The organism is Staphylococcus sp. HMSC069D12, assembly GCF_001810405.1.
In the GTDB taxonomy this organism is placed as follows: domain Bacteria; phylum Bacillota; class Bacilli; order Staphylococcales; family Staphylococcaceae; genus Staphylococcus; species Staphylococcus haemolyticus.
Map to the genome: position 1 here is coordinate 71246 of NZ_KV801093.1, position 16296 is coordinate 87541.

Consider the following 16296-nt stretch of genomic DNA (forward strand, 5'->3'; position numbering starts at 1 on the left):
TTGTCAATGTTTAAATTCTATTAACGTGCATTTTAAACGCTTTTTAATATTATTTTTAGCGATCAATTAGAATTAAATATAGATTTTTAATACTCTAGAATGAATCATTAATGATATCTATTTATAATCACATAGGATATCATCAGCTGAGGTTACAATCATCGCACCTTCTTGAGCTCGTTTCAAATTACCTTTTGTTAGTGGATTAAATATTGAACCTGGTAATACATATATATTTCTATTTTGGTCTAATGCGCAATCAATTGTAATTTGACTACCGCTTCTAACACTTGCTTCAGTTATTAAAACCCCTTTTGAAAGACCGCTTATCAAACGATTGCGCTGTGGAAAGTGATATCGCCTAACACTAGTGAGTGGCGGATATTCACTAATAACTAAACCTTTTTCTTCAATTATGTTGCGTAATTTTTGCGTTTCTCTAGGGTAATGCATCATATGACCAAAACCTAAAACAGCTATTGTAGGTAATTGATACTCTATAGCAAAATGATGTGCTATGCTATCAGCACCTTTTGCCAAACCGGAAATAATAGTTAGTGGAATTTGTTTAAATTTAGGAAATAAGTATTGCATGGCTTTAGCTGAGTATTCTGTTGCATTTCTTGAGCCCACCACACCTAATGTATTGGAGGATGTTAATAAACGGGGGTCACCTTGGTAAAATAGGACAAACGGATAATCATAAATTTCTTTTAACAGTCGAGGATAATTAGTGTTAAACGGTGTTGTAAAACTTACTTTGTGATTCTGCAAAAGTGACAAAATATCTTTTTCATTTAAATTATTAAATTTATCAATAAAATCATCATTATGAAACATTCTGTCCCAATTTCTTATTGTATCTATTTGATCAGTATAAGAGAATTTAAAAAAATCAGGATTTAATTTTAATAAATGATGAATATGTTGGGTCGTATAACCTAGCCAAATTAATTTCAAAAGTAATATGTTGTTGTTAGTCATGAAGTCGTCTCCTTTAAAAACATTATAAGACAACTATGTCGTATATCACATTTCAATTAAAAGACATTTGAAGGATAAAATTTAATAACTTTTAATGAGTAATTTTAATATTGAATTATGTAAACTGTCTTCATGCTCATTTTATACAAAAATCTGAAACCTAAAAGCCCAAGATTACTTTAAATTTTGTTACCTTAGCACTAAATAAATTGATTCACTTACTTTTGATATAATTTATAGAGCAATTTATTTACTGGCTTAATAAAATTACCAACATATTCTTCTATAAATGCATTGAATCCTTTTTTAAATTGTTGGACACCATAATCTTCTGCATCCTCACCAAAGTCGCCAGTTATGCCGTAGAAATTATAACGCTCTATGCCTTTCTCTTTTGCGTAGCGTATCATATCCCATTGCAGACAATAGGCACCCATAAATTCATTGTATTTAGGATTAGAACTACTTGATAAATAGTACATTTCGTGATTGTTATAAATAAACAATGCAGCAACTAAATCAAATAATGTACCATCCGTAATGATTACTTGTTCAGTTTTTGCTATTTTATTTAAAGGCTCTCTAAAAGTTTTATTTGCACACCCATTTCAATTGTCTTCATAATGTTACGTCTAGTTTGATATGACATATCTTTTAATAATTGTTGTTCACCTTTATCTTTTAAATCTAGTATAGAATGCCATCTTATTTGACTCATAGCTGAATAGCCAGTTGTAAAACCTTGATGTTGGTATCCTAATTTATTCATCACCTTGAACCACTTTTTATTGTTAAAGTGTTCTATAATCTCACCGTCAGCACTTCTTATATTCTCCAAGACATAAGGGTCAACTAGTATAAAAACACCTCTTCGCATACGTACATAATACGTTAATTTTTTAAAGAAAAATTCAACTAACTCTAAATTAGTAAAATCCATCACCGGTCTTCGATGGGTATATAAGTATTTAAACACCTTAAATATACGAGCATCAGTTAATATACAGGCAGCAACTACGTTACCGTTTTCTTTGACACCGACAATATGAACCCCTAAATTTCGAGCTTTCCTATATTTATATAACTCTACAATCTGAGTAAAATGCGAAAAATTATTTTCTCATAAAAATTTCAAATTCATTTAATTCTAAAGTTGTAAAATTCAAATCATTAATACTCTCTTTCCTCAAATTCATTTATGCCTCTTTATTAGATCTTATAAAAATCATATCGTAGTTATAATTATGTATCACTCGATGTGCTACTACTTTTTCTATAACCACCTAAATTCCAATTTTGATCTAAACTTTGAAACTACATGAGTTTACCATCATAATTACCATCCAACACTATTGCTGTATGTCCAAATCCACCATCATACCTTCCACTAAAAACTACAACATCTCCAGGTTTAGCTTCTAAAGTAGAAGTGTTTTTATATTCAATTTTCACATTTCCATATTGTTTTTTAGAACTTGTTTCATTTGTCACAACTATATTTTTATTAAAATCATCCTGTGAAGTTATCACTACTTTATCGTTAGATTTTATCTCACTTGCATATGCACTATAATTGTGATTAATAAAAAATAAAGAACCTACTAAAAAGACACTACACCGATAGTTATTTTCCGAATAGAAAAATTTGATGATATGATATTTTATTCATGATGCTCACTCCTTTTATCAATACACCGCTATTATATATTATTTATAATAAATTAAATATTTTTATAAATAATTAATTTAATTAACCTTATACATATATTAACTTCGACTTTGACTTTAATAATTATTAATTACTTATAATAAATTAAACAAAAGACCTGATTTCCAATATTAGAAATCAGGTCTTAGACAATAAAATCAATTCAAATTTTAATGATGATTATTTAATTGTTAATAATTCTTCATAAATACCAGCTTCTTTAGCTGCTTCGATTAATGTAGTACCGATTTCTGAAGGTGTATCCGCAGTTTTAACACCACATTCATTTAATGTCTTAATTTTTTCATCTGCAGTACCTTTACCACCAGAAATAATCGCACCAGCGTGACCCATACGTTTACCTGGAGGTGCTGTTTGACCACCAATGAAACCAATGACTGGTTTGTTCATATTCGCTTTAATCCATTCAGCTGCTTCTTCTTCAGCAGTACCACCAATTTCACCAATCATTACAACAGCTTTAGTATCTTCATCTTCATTAAACGCTTTAAGTACATCGATAAAGTTAGTACCGTTGACAGGGTCGCCTCCAATACCTACAGCTGTAGTTTGACCAATGCCTTCTTCAGTTAATTGATGAACCGCTTCGTAAGTTAACGTACCAGAACGTGATACAACACCTACATGACCTTTTTTATGAATATATCCTGGCATGATACCAATTTTACATTCATCAGCAGTAATAACACCTGGGCAGTTTGGTCCAACTAAACGTGTTTTTCTTCCTTCTAAGTAACGCTTAACTTTAACCATGTCAACAACAGGAATATGTTCAGTAATACAAATAACCATATCTAAATCTGCATCTGCTGCTTCCAAAATAGAATCTGCTGCAAATGGCGCTGGAACATAAACTACAGATACGTTAGCACCTGTTTCTTCTTTAGCTTCTGCAACAGTATTATATACAGGTACGCCTTCAACAACTTGTCCACCTTTACCTGGTGTTACCCCTGCAACAATTTGTGTACCATAATCAAGCATTTGTTTTGTATGGAAAAGGGCAGTAGACCCTGTAATACCTTGTACCATCACTTTAGTATTTTTATCTATAAATACACTCATCTTAGTGTTCCCATCCTTTCCTTACGCTTCTTTAACAAGCTTAACAATTTTTTGAGCGCCTTCAGCCATTGTAGCTGCTGGTTCAATTGCTAAACCTGATTCGTTTAAGATTTCTTTACCGCGTTCTACATTTGTACCTTCTAAACGAACTACTAATGGTAAAGTTAATTCAACTTCTTTAACTGCTGCTACGATACCTTCAGCAATAACATCACATTTCATGATTCCACCGAAGATGTTTACAAAGATACCTTTAACATTGTCATCACCTAAAATGATTTTGAATGCTTCAGTAACTTTTTCTTTTGTAGCGCCGCCCCCTACGTCTAGGAAGTTAGCTGGATTTCCACCAAAATGATTAATAGTATCCATTGTAGCCATCGCTAAACCAGCACCATTAACCATACAACCAATATCTCCATCTAATGCAATGTAAGATAAGTCATATTTAGATGCTTCAATCTCTTTAGGATCTTCTTCTTCTAAATCACGTAATTCTTGGATATCTTTATGTCTGAATAATGCATTGTCATCGAAATTGATTTTAGCATCTAAAGCTAAAACTTCACCTTCACTAGTAGTAACTAATGGGTTAATTTCAACGATAGAACAATCTTTTTCGATAAATACATTGTATAAAGAAATTAAGAATTTTGCTGCTTTATTTACAGATTCTTTTGGAATATTAATATTGAAAGCAATACGACGCGCTTGATAAGGAGATAAACCTACAACTGGGTCGATTGTTTCTTTAAAGATTTTTTCTGGTGTTTTAGCAGCTACTTCTTCAATTTCAGTACCGCCTTCTTCTGAAGCCATTAAAGTAATACGATCAGTTGCACGGTCAATTACAAAACCTACATAATATTCTTTTTGAATATCGCAACCTTGTTCAATATACAAACGTTTAACTTCTTTACCTTCAGGTCCAGTTTGATGTGTAACTAATTGTTTACCTAATAATTCATTGGCATAAGTTTCAACCTCAGATAATGATTTAGCAATCTTAACTCCACCTGCTTTACCTCTACCCCCAGCGTGGATTTGTGCTTTAACCACATAAACCTCTGTGTCTAATTCTTTAGCCTTTTCCACTGCTTCTTCAGCATTAAATGCAACTCGTCCTTCTGGAACGGCTACGCCCATAGAACGAAATATTTCTTTACCTTGATACTCGTGGATATTCATCTTCCATCCTCCTACTTCTTAGGTTAAGTTCAGTTATAATTATAGAAAATGAAAGCGCTATTGTAAACTGAAAGTGTTCCACTTTTTGCAATTAATTTAAAATTCAAATAATTACATTATAGATTTGATTGGTTCAAAGCTTTTACGATGATACGGTGTAATACCGAGTTTATTTAGGCTTTCTAAATGTGCTTTAGTTCCGTAACCCACATTTTTCTCAAATTCATATCCTGGATATTCATCTGCAATCTCTTTCATTAAATCATCTCTGTACTCTTTTGCCATTATACTTGCTGCAGCAATAGACACACTCTTTGCATCGCCTTTAATAATAGATGTTTGAGGAATTGTTGTATCTAAAGACATTGCATCTATTAATAAATGATCTGGACGATTTACTAATTGACTCAAAGCTCGATTCATTGCTACTTTAGTTGCATTATATATATTCAGTTCATCGATCTCTTCTGGGCTAGCTAAACCATAGGCATACTCCAACACCCCATCTTTAAGCTTTTTATTAAGTATTTGTCTTTTGCTCGCTGTTACTTTTTTAGAATCATCAAGTCCTAAATAGCGATGCCCTTCATTTAAAATCACCGCACATGCAACAACAGGACCTGCTAGCGGACCACGTCCAACCTCGTCAATACCACAGATTAATGCTTGAGGATTGTTATTCAGCAACTCATTTTCAAATTGATTCATTGTATTGTAATGGTCTAAAATTTCTTGTTCTTTTAAAAGTTGTTTACGACGTCTTGTAATAGCTTGTTGTACCCCTTTACGAGCGTCTTGATTTAATTCATGTTGTTCTAAAACTTCAATTGAGTTAATTTCAGATAATATGTGCTTTGCTTCATTAATTGTTTGTGTCATTATCTAATTCACTCTTCATTTCTGAATATAAGTCAAAACAGTATGTTCCAATTTTAGCATTTCTAACGTCATTAATTATCAGTTCAATAACCGCTTCGTAATCTACTTCATTGCCTCTTTGTAAAAGTCCACGTCGACGTCCAATTGCATCAAACCATTCTAATATTTCAGCATCTGCAGGTAAATCAATCTTATAATGTTGCTTAAAACCTTCTAAATCATGGTTAATTAAAAACTGTAAACCATAGATAGCAACTTCATCTAAATGTACAATACTGTCTTTTATTGCGCCTGTTAAACTTAATTTTTTACCAACAATTTCATCTTCAAATTTAGGCCATAAAATTCCAGGTGTATCTAATAATTGTAAAGATTGCCCAACTTTAATCCACTGTTGTTGTTTGGTTACACCTGGTTTATTACCAGTTTGTGCAATATTTTTTCGTGCTAATTTATTAATCAATGTTGATTTACCAACGTTAGGTATGCCAACAATCATTGCTCTAATTGCTCTAGGTTTAAGTCCTTTAGCTTTCTCACGTTCAAATTTTTCTTTTGTTGCTGCTATAGCTGCAGTTTCTACACCTTTTAAATTTTTGCCATGCTTAGCATCTACTGACACAGGATAATATCCTTTATTTATAAAGAAGCGTTCCCATTTTTGCATTTCATTTAAATTGGACATATCTTTTTTATTAAGAATAACTACGCGCGGTTTTTGTTTAATTACTTCATCAATCATTGGGTTACGAGAACTATATGGAATACGTGCATCAACTAATTCAAATACAACATCTACTTTTTTTAATTGTTCTGTTACCTCTCGTTTAGCTTTTGCCATATGTCCTGGATACCATTGAATTGCCATTAATTGTCACCTTACTTTCGATATATTTTAATTCAACTTGTTGATTATAGTTGAATTTTTATTTGAGAGCCACTTTTTTTCTAAGTTCATCATTTATTTTATCATTCATTAAATAAAACGATAAAGTACAATAAGTTTATAATGTCAGAAAAGCATAATTACTTTTAATCACACAATCTATCCCCTACAATTTAATTATACTGTTACAATTATAATCCTATCGCTTAGAGGTAAATTATGAAGAAAATATTAATATATTTAGGTATATTCTTAACTCTGTCTTTCATAGGACATAGCTATATAATTTTTCGCTTTATTCACGACGGCGTTTTATTTACAGGACCCAACGATGGTATCGAACAGATGATACCTATTCAAATGTTTCTATTTGATAAATGGAGCGTTGGCAATCTTTTTTATGCTACTGATTTTGGTCTAGGTGGAGATTTTTTTACGGATTTAAGCTATTATTTCTCAACAAACATACTATTTATTATTAATGTACTATGTATCATTCTATTAAAAACAATTATTCATATAAATACTCAGGGATTACTATTTTGGATGGTAAATGCGCTAGTTATTTCCATTATTAAAGCTTCATTAGCGATGTATTGTACCTATCTCTATAGTAAATTTATTTCACGTAATACTTGGATTAGTATTATTATGGCATTTCTATTTGTTATGTCGCCGCTTTATTATCGCTTTACTGTTTATTGGCCATTTTTTAGTGATGTATTTATTTGGATGCCATTGTTACTATTTTCTATAGAACGCACACTTCAAAAACAAAAGTTTGGTCTATTTATTGTCACAATTACACTAATAATGATAAATAATTTCTACTTTGCATATTATCTTTGTCTTATAGGTGCAGGTTACATACTTCTTCGTATAATTTTTAGACACTCTAAAGATATTATTCCACGTGGCAAAGCTTTAATATTATTTGCTATCAGTGCCATTTTAGGATTAGGTAATAGTTTATTTATGTTCTTCCACGGTGTTCAAAGTTTTTTAAATAATCGTCGTGTCCCTTTTTCAGGAACAGTAAATACCTTCGAAAAGCTAGATATTAACACAAATATCTTCTTTGATAATTATTTAATCGTATTGCTATTTCTAACTATTCAAGCACTATTATGTATTAAACTTTATAAACACTTTTATTATCGCTTATTCGCAATTTTAACTTTCGCATTTATTCTATTAAGCTTTGTACCATTTATCGATCAATTGTTTAATGGATTTTCTGCACCACAAAAACGTTGGCATTTTATTTTGTCTTTTAATTCAGCCATATTAATTGGTCTATTTCTAAAATATTTTAGAACACTAAAAGTCAAATCATATTTAATTAGTAATATTATTGCTGAAATTATCATTTTCGCTAGTGCTATTACCTATCATAAATTTGTAGCTTGGCTTGTACTTGTACCAATCGTTTCTTTAATAGGGTTACTTATTTTAATTTTAAAAGACAGACGTTATCGCATTAATCTTAGCTATATATTCGGCATTTCTATAATCTTACTCAATTTAATGGTTTCTTTCGTCTTTATTAAAAATCAAATTTATTTTAAAGATCATCAAGAACGAGCTAATACATTTTATATTAACTCAAGTTTATATAGTTCAGACTTACAACGTTCATTAGTTAATACAATGGAGAATAGTAAGAGAGAAGATGAACGTATCGATTGGCGAGTGAATGAGCAAGATAACACACCTATGTACCAACACTTTAAGGGACTAAGTTTATATTCAAGTATCTTCCATCATAATATTCTCGATTACTATTATGATGCACTAAAAATTAATCTTGCCGAAGAGTCACTAAGTCGCTATCAATCAATAAATGGTCGCCAAAATATAGCGAGTCTTTTCTCAGTACGTTATATGATGCTAAAAGATTATCAGGGAAATTTACCCGCCTATTTTAAAAAGGTTAAAACAAGTGGACAATATTCTATCTATGAAAATACACTTAATTTGCCGAGTGTTAAAGTTACGAAAAATGTTTATAATAGTAAATCTTTAAAAACATCTATAGATCGTGAGCATGCAATGTTAAATGGTGTGATCATGGATAATGCAGGAAAATCTTTCAAACAACCAGAATCTAATTTACTATCAAAAGTTGATATGCAACAACAAAATATTAAGCAAATTGGAAAAAATCGCTATAAGGTTAGTGGTGGCAAAGGTGGTACTATAAAATTACATCTTCCAAAACAAATACGTGATAAATATAATGATTTTTATTTAACGATGAAGATAAAGAGAGGTAATCCAGATAGTAATTATACAGTCGCTATCAATAATTACGCTAATCATCGATTGTTTAATAATTCTACCTATCGAACAGGTGTAGACACTCAACTTTATCGCACTCATCCAGATAAAAATGGTGATATCACTATTACCCTTTCGCCTGATGGTGAATTTTATGTCGATTTACAACAATTAAATGGCGAAAATTATGATACGCTTAAAAAGGCACATGATAATGCTAATTTTGATACAAGTTATTATGATATTAAAAATGGTATACAAGTCCAACTCAGTCACCATGAGAGTGGTATAGCCTCAATAAACATTCCTTATCGAAAAGGAATGCGTGCGTATGTTGATGGACAACCTGCAAAAATCCAAAAAGTAAATTATATGATGACCGGTGTTCCAGTCGAAAAAAATGCAAAACAAATTGTCATTAAATATCAACCTCCTTACTGGAATACTATGATATTCATTTCATTAATGAGTATGATTCTTAGTGCTGTTTTTGTAAAAATTATTAATTCAAAAAAACGAAAGATGAGGAAGTAAATTGATTAAAAAAATATGGTCAAAACCCTTATGGACGTTTGGTCTCATTTTCATCATAGCTAATATCGTAACACTAACCATTTATTATCCATTTATCCGAGATTACTTAAAAGATGGCGTGGTATTTACTGGCTCTGGTGATGGTTTTAGACAAATGATGCCGTTCCAATTATATTTATATGAACACTTCACACAATTAAAAGGATTTTACGATCATTCATTTGGACTAGGCGGAGATTATGTTAAAGGGTTAGCCTATTATTATTCCCTTTCACCAATCATGTGGGTCAATTTTATTATTGTATGGATCGGTGAACATATATTCCATTGGCAACCGCAAAACATTCGCTTTTGGCCAACAAATCAATTAATTGTTGCTTATGTACGAACAATAATTACTTTTATTTGTGCATTTTATTATTTTAGATATTTAAAGTTAAGTTCCACACCTCTGTTGATAGCAACAATTTTATATGGGGCATCAACAGTGGTGTTATATTACAATTTTACTTGGTCATTTTATGGAGATTTGTTAATTATATTGCCATTATCATTATGGGGAATGGAACGTTTCTTTCAACGTAGAAAGATAGGTTTGTTCATCTTTGCAGTGGCAATCACACTATTTTCAAATTTTTACTTTACTTATTATCAAGCCATTGTGTTAGGTATTTATTTTATATTACGTGTCGTATTCCAATATCGCCATGACATCGTATCTCGTTGGCAAAAATGTTATTTACTAATTATAGGGGCTATGTTTGCGCTCCTATCAAGCATATTAGGTTTTTACACTGGTGTATCATCTTTCCTAAATAATGATCGCCAACAAAATTCTGATTTCAACATCTCTCTATTTACTGATTTAACTAAAAATAATTATTATATATTTTCAAATGGCTTTTATGTAACAATATCACTTATTGCATTGGTAGCATTATTAACGCCAAAGTTATATAAACACTATTACTATAAAATTTTTGCTATTATAACGTGGTTCTTACTTATTGGTTCATTATCACAGTACTTTGACAGTGCTTTTAATGGATTCTCATTACCACAACGACGTTGGGTTTATTTCTTAGTGTTATCTACAAGTGGACTGATTGCTTTATATATTTATCACTTATCAGAGTTGACTATGAAACAGTTTCTATTTGCAGCTATGCCCGTATTTATTGCTGGTTTGTGTAGATATATCATAGCTGACAACTTTGTAGATTGGATGGTAATTGCTTTAATTACCATCGTTGTGCTAGGAATATTTATCTATCGCAAATCTTTACTGAAACAACCAATTATTATGTTATCGTTGATTGTGCTATTTTTCGGTCAACAAATTATAATGACACATGATTCAAGACAAAGAACGATAGACCCATATTCAACGACAATCAATACATTGAGTGATCCTTCATACTATAATGATACTATTGCTAAAAAAATTGATTCTATCAAAGAACATCATGATGATCCATTTCATCGTATTGATTATATGTCGGCATATGCATTAAATTCTCCTTTTCTTTATCACTACAATGGTATTTCGCTATACTCAAGCATTTTTGATGGAGGAATTTTGAAATATTATGATAAATTAATGCAAATTAATATGCCTGTTGATAAAAATAGTACGTATCGCTTTTTAGGAAATCGTGCAAACTTAACTGCTTTATGGAATGTTCAAGATCGACTACGTCATCCTGAAGATCAAAATATGACTTACGGTTTTGAAAAGAAAGATACGATATTGAATGGTAAGAATACGCTTATCCATTCTAAAAACATGATTGACTATCCATCAGCTCATGTAACTAATCATATATATAATAGTGATGATTTAAAGTCACCTTTAGATCGTGAACAAGCTATGTTAAAAGGAATCGTATTAAACGACACTTCAGAAAAAGCAAATACTTCATTTAAACCTAATAAAAATTTTTTAAACAAGTCAAAAATGTCTACAAAAGATGCGACTTGGAAAAATCAAAATCATCTTAAAGTACACAAAGATAATGGTAGGGTTACATTAAAATTACCTAAATCTGTCGCTAATAAGTATAAAGATATGTACGTAGAAATGGATGTTGAACTACTTTCGCCTGACAAAGCGCATTCAGTAGGTGTTAATGAATATTCGCAAAATCGAAATGAACTGAGCTACAAATATCGTCGCTTAGTTACACCAGTTACAATGCGTGTTAAAGCGTCTGATAAGCTAAATATTCATCTATCTAAAGGGAATTATCGTTTATCTGTGAAAGGTATTTATGGTGAGGACTACAGCACACTTAAAAAAGCTTCAAAAGAATTAACTCCTGTGAAAATTAAAGATATGAGAAATGGTTATGTCGTCAAGAAACCAAAGAACGCAACAGGCTATGTCATTTTACCAACAGTATATGCAAATGGTATGCATGCGAAAGTCGATGGGAAAGAAGTACCTGTTCACCAAGCTAATGGTATCATGACAGCAATACCAGTTAATAAAGGAGATAAAGTGATTAAACTCACATACACCCCTCCTCAATTCTATCTACTTACTATTATGAGTTTCATTGGTGTTATCGGTAGTATATTATTTAATTTATGGGTTAAGAAAAAACGATAAATTAAGTTCATAAATTAAACTTTAATTGCTTTAAAATGTGAATAAAAATAATAAAGCTTCCAATCTCAACTTGAAAGAAGATTGGAAGCTTTATTTGTAAGACAAACGTTGTATCTAACCTCTGTCTTATTATTATACTCAGTTTGCTGATTAACGAATTTCTTGGATTCTAGCAGCTTTACCACGTAAACTACGTAAGTAGTATAATTTAGCACGACGTACTTTACCACGACGTTTAAGTTCGATTTTTTCGATTTTTGGAGTGTGTAATGGGAATGTACGTTCCACGCCTACACCTGAAGAAATTTTACGAACTGTGAAAGTTTCAGAAATTCCTCCACCACGACGTTTGATTACAACACCTTCGAATACTTGGATACGTTCACGTGAACCCTCTACGATACGTACGTGTACACGTAAAGTATCACCAGTACGGAATGCTGGTAAGTCTGTACGTAATTGTGATTTTGTAACTGCTTCGATTAACTTATGATTACTCATTGATATACTCTCCTTCAACCTATGTTCTTGCCTAGACATTCATATAGCATAGCAGCGGATCATAGTGATAATTAGTGTCTTTTCACACTTGATATATATTAGCATAATACTAATTGTTTTTCAATTGCTTTTTATAGCTTTCTATAAATTTTTCATCGTCTTCCGTTAAAGGATATCGATCAAGTAAGTCCGGTCGCTTATGATAAGTACGGATTAATTTTTGTTCATGTCGCCATTGTTCAATATTTGCATGATTACCTGATAATAATACATCTGGAACGGTCATATTTTCAAATTCTCTTGGACGCGTATATTGAGGGAATTCTAATAGACCATCTGAGAACGAATCATCTTGATGTGATTGTTGATTTCCTAATACACCTGGTATTAATCGCACAATCGCATCTGTCATCGTCATCGCTGGCAATTCTCCTCCAGTTAATACATAATCCCCCATTGAAATTTCATCCGTCACTAGGTGCGTTCTTATACGTTCATCATAACCTTCATAATGTCCACAAATAAATACGATATGCTCAGCTTCGCTTAATTCTTGTGCAATTTCTTGTGAAAAAGGTCTACCTTGAGGACACATTAAAATGACACGCGTTTGATCAGTTCGTTGTAAATCTTTCATAGCATTGAAGACTGGTTCAGGTTTTAGGACCATACCCTGTCCACCACCAAATGGGTAATCATCCACTTGATTATGTTTATTAATGGCATAATCTCTAAAATTCACAGTATTCACACTAATGATTTCTTTATCCTGTGCCCTTTTTAAAATGGAGTGATTGAGTACGCCATCAAACATCTCAGGAAATAAAGTTAAATAATCAATTTTCATTAATCTAACAACCCTTCTATAGGTGTTATACGAATCGTTTTATTTTCAATATCAATTTCTTTAACTACATCAGCTATATAAGGAATGAGATATTCCTTTTCTCCTTTAACAACCCAAACATCATTTGCACCTGTTTCAAAAATATTGATAACTCTGCCGATAGGTTGATTGTCATCATCAAATACAGTACTTCCAATGATGTCAGAGTAGTAATATTCATTTTCAGCTAATTCAATATCTTCATGATCGCGTTCTTGGTACAAATAGTCACCTTTATATTGTTCGACGTCATTAATGTTATTTATTCCCTCAAATTTCAACATATGGAATCCTTTATGAACACGGTAAGATAAGACCGTCAATTGTTCTTCATGATTTTGATGATTTACCGTCAATACTTCACCTGGTTGGAAACGGGTATCCGTAAAATCGGAATTAGATTTCACTTTAACTTCACCTTTAATTCCATGTGTATTTACGATTTGACCAACTTCAACTTGCATATTTGCACCTCATTTAATCCATTAATGTCATTTTGTTTATCATATCATGATTTTTCAGTATTTAAAAAGGCGCCATCAGTTGGCGCCTCTATTACTTTACTTATAAAGTTTAAGCTAATTATTTAGCGTGTTTTTGTTCATCAAAAGTTTTTAAAATACCTTGTTTAGATAAGATATTATGAACTGTATCAGTTGGTTTAGCACCGTCTTTTAACCATTTTAATGCTAATTCTTCATCAATTTTAACTTCTGGAGCATTAACACTAGCTGGGTTGTAAGTACCGATTTGTTCGATAATACGACCATCGCGTGGTGAACGTGCGTCTGCTACAACGATACGATAGAATGGATTTCTTTTTGAACCTAAACGAGTTAAACGAATTTTAACTGCCATATATAAAACTCTCCTTTAAATCTTTTACTTTTTATTTTCTACAAGAAATAATATTAACAGTAACTTGATATTTTGTAAAGACTTTTTTCTTTACCAAATCTAGTTTTTTTCAAAACCGTAGATTTGGTTATGGGCTAGCTTTAGCTAGGCCGAACCTTATTAACTAAATTTATTTAGTTAGTGGGACTTACGCACTAGCTTTAGCTAGGGTGTTCCTTTAACTAGGTTTTTTCAAAACCGTAGATTTGGTTATAGGAGTGAGATAGAATTCTTTGAATTCGTACCCCAACTTTCATTGCTTGTAGAATTTCTTAATGAAATTCTTTGTGTTGGGACCCCGTCACCGCGCACAGTTGATTAGGTGCTTGAAATATTTTATTTCAAGTCCAATCAACCACTGCGTTTATACTTTAGCTAAGCCGAACCTTTTGCTAAATGTTTGGTAGTACATTTATTTTTCAATAAACATCAAAATATCGAACGCTATTTGAGAAGCGTTCGATATTTTCACTTAATTAAAATGGTAAGTTCATACCTTTTAACATATTTTCCATTTGACTACGTTTGCCTTTTTTACCTTTACGGCCAGCACCACTGAATTGCTTCATCATTTTCTTCATATCATTAAATTGTTTCATCAAGCGATTCACTTCTTGTAGTGAACGCCCAGAACCTTTGGCGATACGTTTTTTTCTTGAAACATTTAGTACTGCTGGGTTTTCTCTTTCACTTGGTGTCATAGACTGGATAATTGCTTTAATATGGTCAATTTGCTTTTCATCCATATTTAACTTATCCATGCCTTTCATCTTATTCATTCCTGGAATCATTTTCATGATGTCATCAAGTGGGCCAAGATTTTTAACTTGATCCAATTGGTCAAGGAAATCGTCCAATGTGAACGTAGAATTACGCATTTTTTGTTCTAAATCTTTAGCTTTTTCCTGGTCAACATCTTGTTGTGCCTTTTCAATAAGACTTAAAACATCTCCCATACCAAGTATACGAGAAGCCATTCGCTCTGGATGGAACAGTTCAAGTCCATCCATCTTCTCACTCATACCAACAAATTTAATTGGTTTTTGAGTTACTGAACGAATAGATAAAGCAGCACCACCACGAGTGTCCCCATCTAATTTAGTCAACGTAACACCAGTAACGTCCAATTGGTCATCAAATGATTGAGCAACGTTAACAGCGTCTTGTCCAGTCATAGCATCTACAACTAACATGATTTCATTAGGTTTAGAAATTTCTTTAACTTCTTGAAGTTCATTCATTAACGCTTCATCAATATGCAAACGACCTGCTGTATCAATGATTACAAAATCTAAATGTTCTTCTTTGGCATGTTTTAATGCATTTTCAACGATTTGTTGCGGTTTAACTTGGTCCCCTTCACTATAAACAGGAACGTCAAGTTGTTTACCTACCGTTTGTAATTGGTTAATTGCGGCTGGACGATAAATATCCGCTGCAACTAACATTGGCTTTTTATTATATTTTTTACGCATTAATAATGCTAGTTTACCGGCTGTTGTTGTTTTACCTGCACCTTGTAAACCAACCATCATAACAACAGTCGGTGGCTTATTTGCCATTTTAATCGTTGAGTTTTCGCCACCCATTAATTGAGTTAATTCATCTTGTACAATTTTAATGACTTGTTGACCAGGTGTTAATGATTGCATTACATCTGATCCTAAGGCACGATCTGACACTGTCTTAACAAATTCTTTTACTACTTTAAAGTTTACATCGGCTTCTAATAATGCTAATCGTACTTCACGCATCATTGCTTTAATATCCGCTTCAGTAACTTTACCTTTACCACGCATTCTCTGCATCGTAGCTTGCAAACGATCGGATAATCCTTCAAATGCCATATCAATTGC

12 protein-coding genes and 2 pseudogenes are annotated in these 16296 nt (G+C 32.0%); 2 read left to right on the plus strand and 12 right to left on the minus strand.

Features of this window, described 5'->3' with window-relative positions; translation table 11 throughout:
• Positions 1-117: 117 nt before the first annotated feature.
• The 7 genes and pseudogenes from dprA to ylqF all read right to left on the minus strand — a co-directional run bounded on the left by dprA (position 118) and on the right by ylqF (position 6713).
• Positions 118-984 carry a DNA-processing protein DprA gene (gene dprA, locus HMPREF2737_RS01695; protein WP_037551650.1) on the minus strand — a complete coding sequence of 289 codons (867 nt, stop codon included), beginning with the start codon at positions 982-984 and terminating at the stop codon, positions 118-120.
• A gap of 218 nt (positions 985-1202) precedes the next feature.
• Positions 1203-2150, minus strand: a pseudogene (locus HMPREF2737_RS01700) (peptidoglycan bridge formation glycyltransferase FemA/FemB family protein).
• Positions 2151-2180: 30 nt separating this feature from the next.
• Positions 2181-2424, minus strand: a pseudogene (locus HMPREF2737_RS11705) (CHAP domain-containing protein); the annotation flags it as partial.
• Between the two features lie 448 nt (positions 2425-2872).
• The gene (gene sucD, locus HMPREF2737_RS01705) at positions 2873-3778 is read right to left on the minus strand and encodes a succinate--CoA ligase subunit alpha (RefSeq protein WP_037551652.1); all 906 of its coding nucleotides are present in this window, start codon (positions 3776-3778) and stop codon (positions 2873-2875) included.
• Between the two features lie 21 nt (positions 3779-3799).
• Positions 3800-4966, minus strand: coding sequence for an ADP-forming succinate--CoA ligase subunit beta (gene sucC / locus HMPREF2737_RS01710; protein WP_037551654.1), 1167 nt, complete (start codon positions 4964-4966; stop codon positions 3800-3802).
• 111 nt (positions 4967-5077) lie between these two features.
• Complete coding sequence (locus HMPREF2737_RS01715) at positions 5078-5845, minus strand: ribonuclease HII (protein WP_037551656.1); 768 nt, start codon at positions 5843-5845, stop codon at positions 5078-5080.
• Positions 5829-6713, minus strand: coding sequence for a ribosome biogenesis GTPase YlqF (gene ylqF, locus HMPREF2737_RS01720; protein WP_037551659.1), 885 nt, complete (start codon positions 6711-6713; stop codon positions 5829-5831). The genes HMPREF2737_RS01715 and ylqF overlap by 17 nt, the downstream gene beginning before the upstream one ends.
• A gap of 237 nt (positions 6714-6950) precedes the next feature.
• On the opposite strand from ylqF, the gene HMPREF2737_RS01725 reads away from it, so the two are divergent.
• Both HMPREF2737_RS01725 and HMPREF2737_RS01730 read left to right on the plus strand, forming a co-directional pair.
• Positions 6951-9545 (plus strand): YfhO family protein, encoded by a 2595-nt coding sequence (locus HMPREF2737_RS01725; RefSeq protein ID WP_037551660.1) that lies wholly within the window; start codon positions 6951-6953, stop codon positions 9543-9545.
• 1 nt (position 9546) lies between these two features.
• Entirely contained in the window at positions 9547-12156 is a 2610-nt protein-coding gene (locus HMPREF2737_RS01730) for a YfhO family protein (RefSeq protein ID WP_037551661.1), read from the plus strand.
• Positions 12157-12306: 150 nt separating this feature from the next.
• Here the strand turns inward: HMPREF2737_RS01730 and rplS are convergent, their stop codons facing one another.
• The 5 genes from rplS to ffh form a co-directional block, all read right to left on the minus strand.
• Positions 12307-12657 (minus strand): 50S ribosomal protein L19, encoded by a 351-nt coding sequence (gene rplS, locus HMPREF2737_RS01735; RefSeq protein WP_037537864.1) that lies wholly within the window; start codon positions 12655-12657, stop codon positions 12307-12309.
• A 109-nt stretch (positions 12658-12766) separates the two neighbouring features.
• On the minus strand, positions 12767-13504 hold the full coding sequence (gene trmD / locus HMPREF2737_RS01740) for a tRNA (guanosine(37)-N1)-methyltransferase TrmD (RefSeq protein WP_037551666.1): 738 nt from the start codon (positions 13502-13504) through the stop codon (positions 12767-12769).
• Complete coding sequence (gene rimM, locus HMPREF2737_RS01745; RefSeq protein WP_037551670.1) at positions 13504-14007, minus strand: ribosome maturation factor RimM; 504 nt, start codon at positions 14005-14007, stop codon at positions 13504-13506. Before rimM ends, trmD begins: the two co-directional genes overlap by 1 nt.
• Before the next feature lie 118 nt (positions 14008-14125).
• Positions 14126-14401 carry a 30S ribosomal protein S16 gene (gene rpsP, locus HMPREF2737_RS01750; RefSeq protein WP_011275962.1) on the minus strand — a complete coding sequence of 92 codons (276 nt, stop codon included), beginning with the start codon at positions 14399-14401 and terminating at the stop codon, positions 14126-14128.
• A 515-nt stretch (positions 14402-14916) separates the two neighbouring features.
• A complete protein-coding gene (gene ffh / locus HMPREF2737_RS01755; protein ID WP_037551673.1) occupies positions 14917-16287 on the minus strand; it encodes a signal recognition particle protein in 1371 nt (456 codons plus the stop codon).
• Positions 16288-16296 lie beyond the last annotated feature (9 nt).

Bases quoted from the DNA above. Each gene is read 5' to 3' on its own strand.
- dprA (WP_037551650.1), bottom strand. From the start codon at position 984: ATGACTAACAACAACATATTACTTTTGAAATTAATTTGGCTAGGTTAT.
- sucD (WP_037551652.1), bottom strand. From the start codon at position 3,778: ATGAGTGTATTTATAGATAAAAATACTAAAGTGATGGTACAAGGTATT.
- sucC (WP_037551654.1), bottom strand. From the start codon at position 4,966: ATGAATATCCACGAGTATCAAGGTAAAGAAATATTTCGTTCTATGGGC.
- HMPREF2737_RS01715 (WP_037551656.1), bottom strand. From the start codon at position 5,845: ATGACACAAACAATTAATGAAGCAAAGCACATATTATCTGAAATTAAC.
- ylqF (WP_037551659.1), bottom strand. From the start codon at position 6,713: ATGGCAATTCAATGGTATCCAGGACATATGGCAAAAGCTAAACGAGAG.
- HMPREF2737_RS01725 (WP_037551660.1), top strand. From the start codon at position 6,951: ATGAAGAAAATATTAATATATTTAGGTATATTCTTAACTCTGTCTTTC.
- rplS (WP_037537864.1), bottom strand. From the start codon at position 12,657: ATGAGTAATCATAAGTTAATCGAAGCAGTTACAAAATCACAATTACGT.
- trmD (WP_037551666.1), bottom strand. From the start codon at position 13,504: ATGAAAATTGATTATTTAACTTTATTTCCTGAGATGTTTGATGGCGTA.
- rimM (WP_037551670.1), bottom strand. From the start codon at position 14,007: ATGCAAGTTGAAGTTGGTCAAATCGTAAATACACATGGAATTAAAGGT.
- rpsP (WP_011275962.1), bottom strand. From the start codon at position 14,401: ATGGCAGTTAAAATTCGTTTAACTCGTTTAGGTTCAAAAAGAAATCCA.
- ffh (WP_037551673.1), bottom strand. From the start codon at position 16,287: ATGGCATTTGAAGGATTATCCGATCGTTTGCAAGCTACGATGCAGAGA.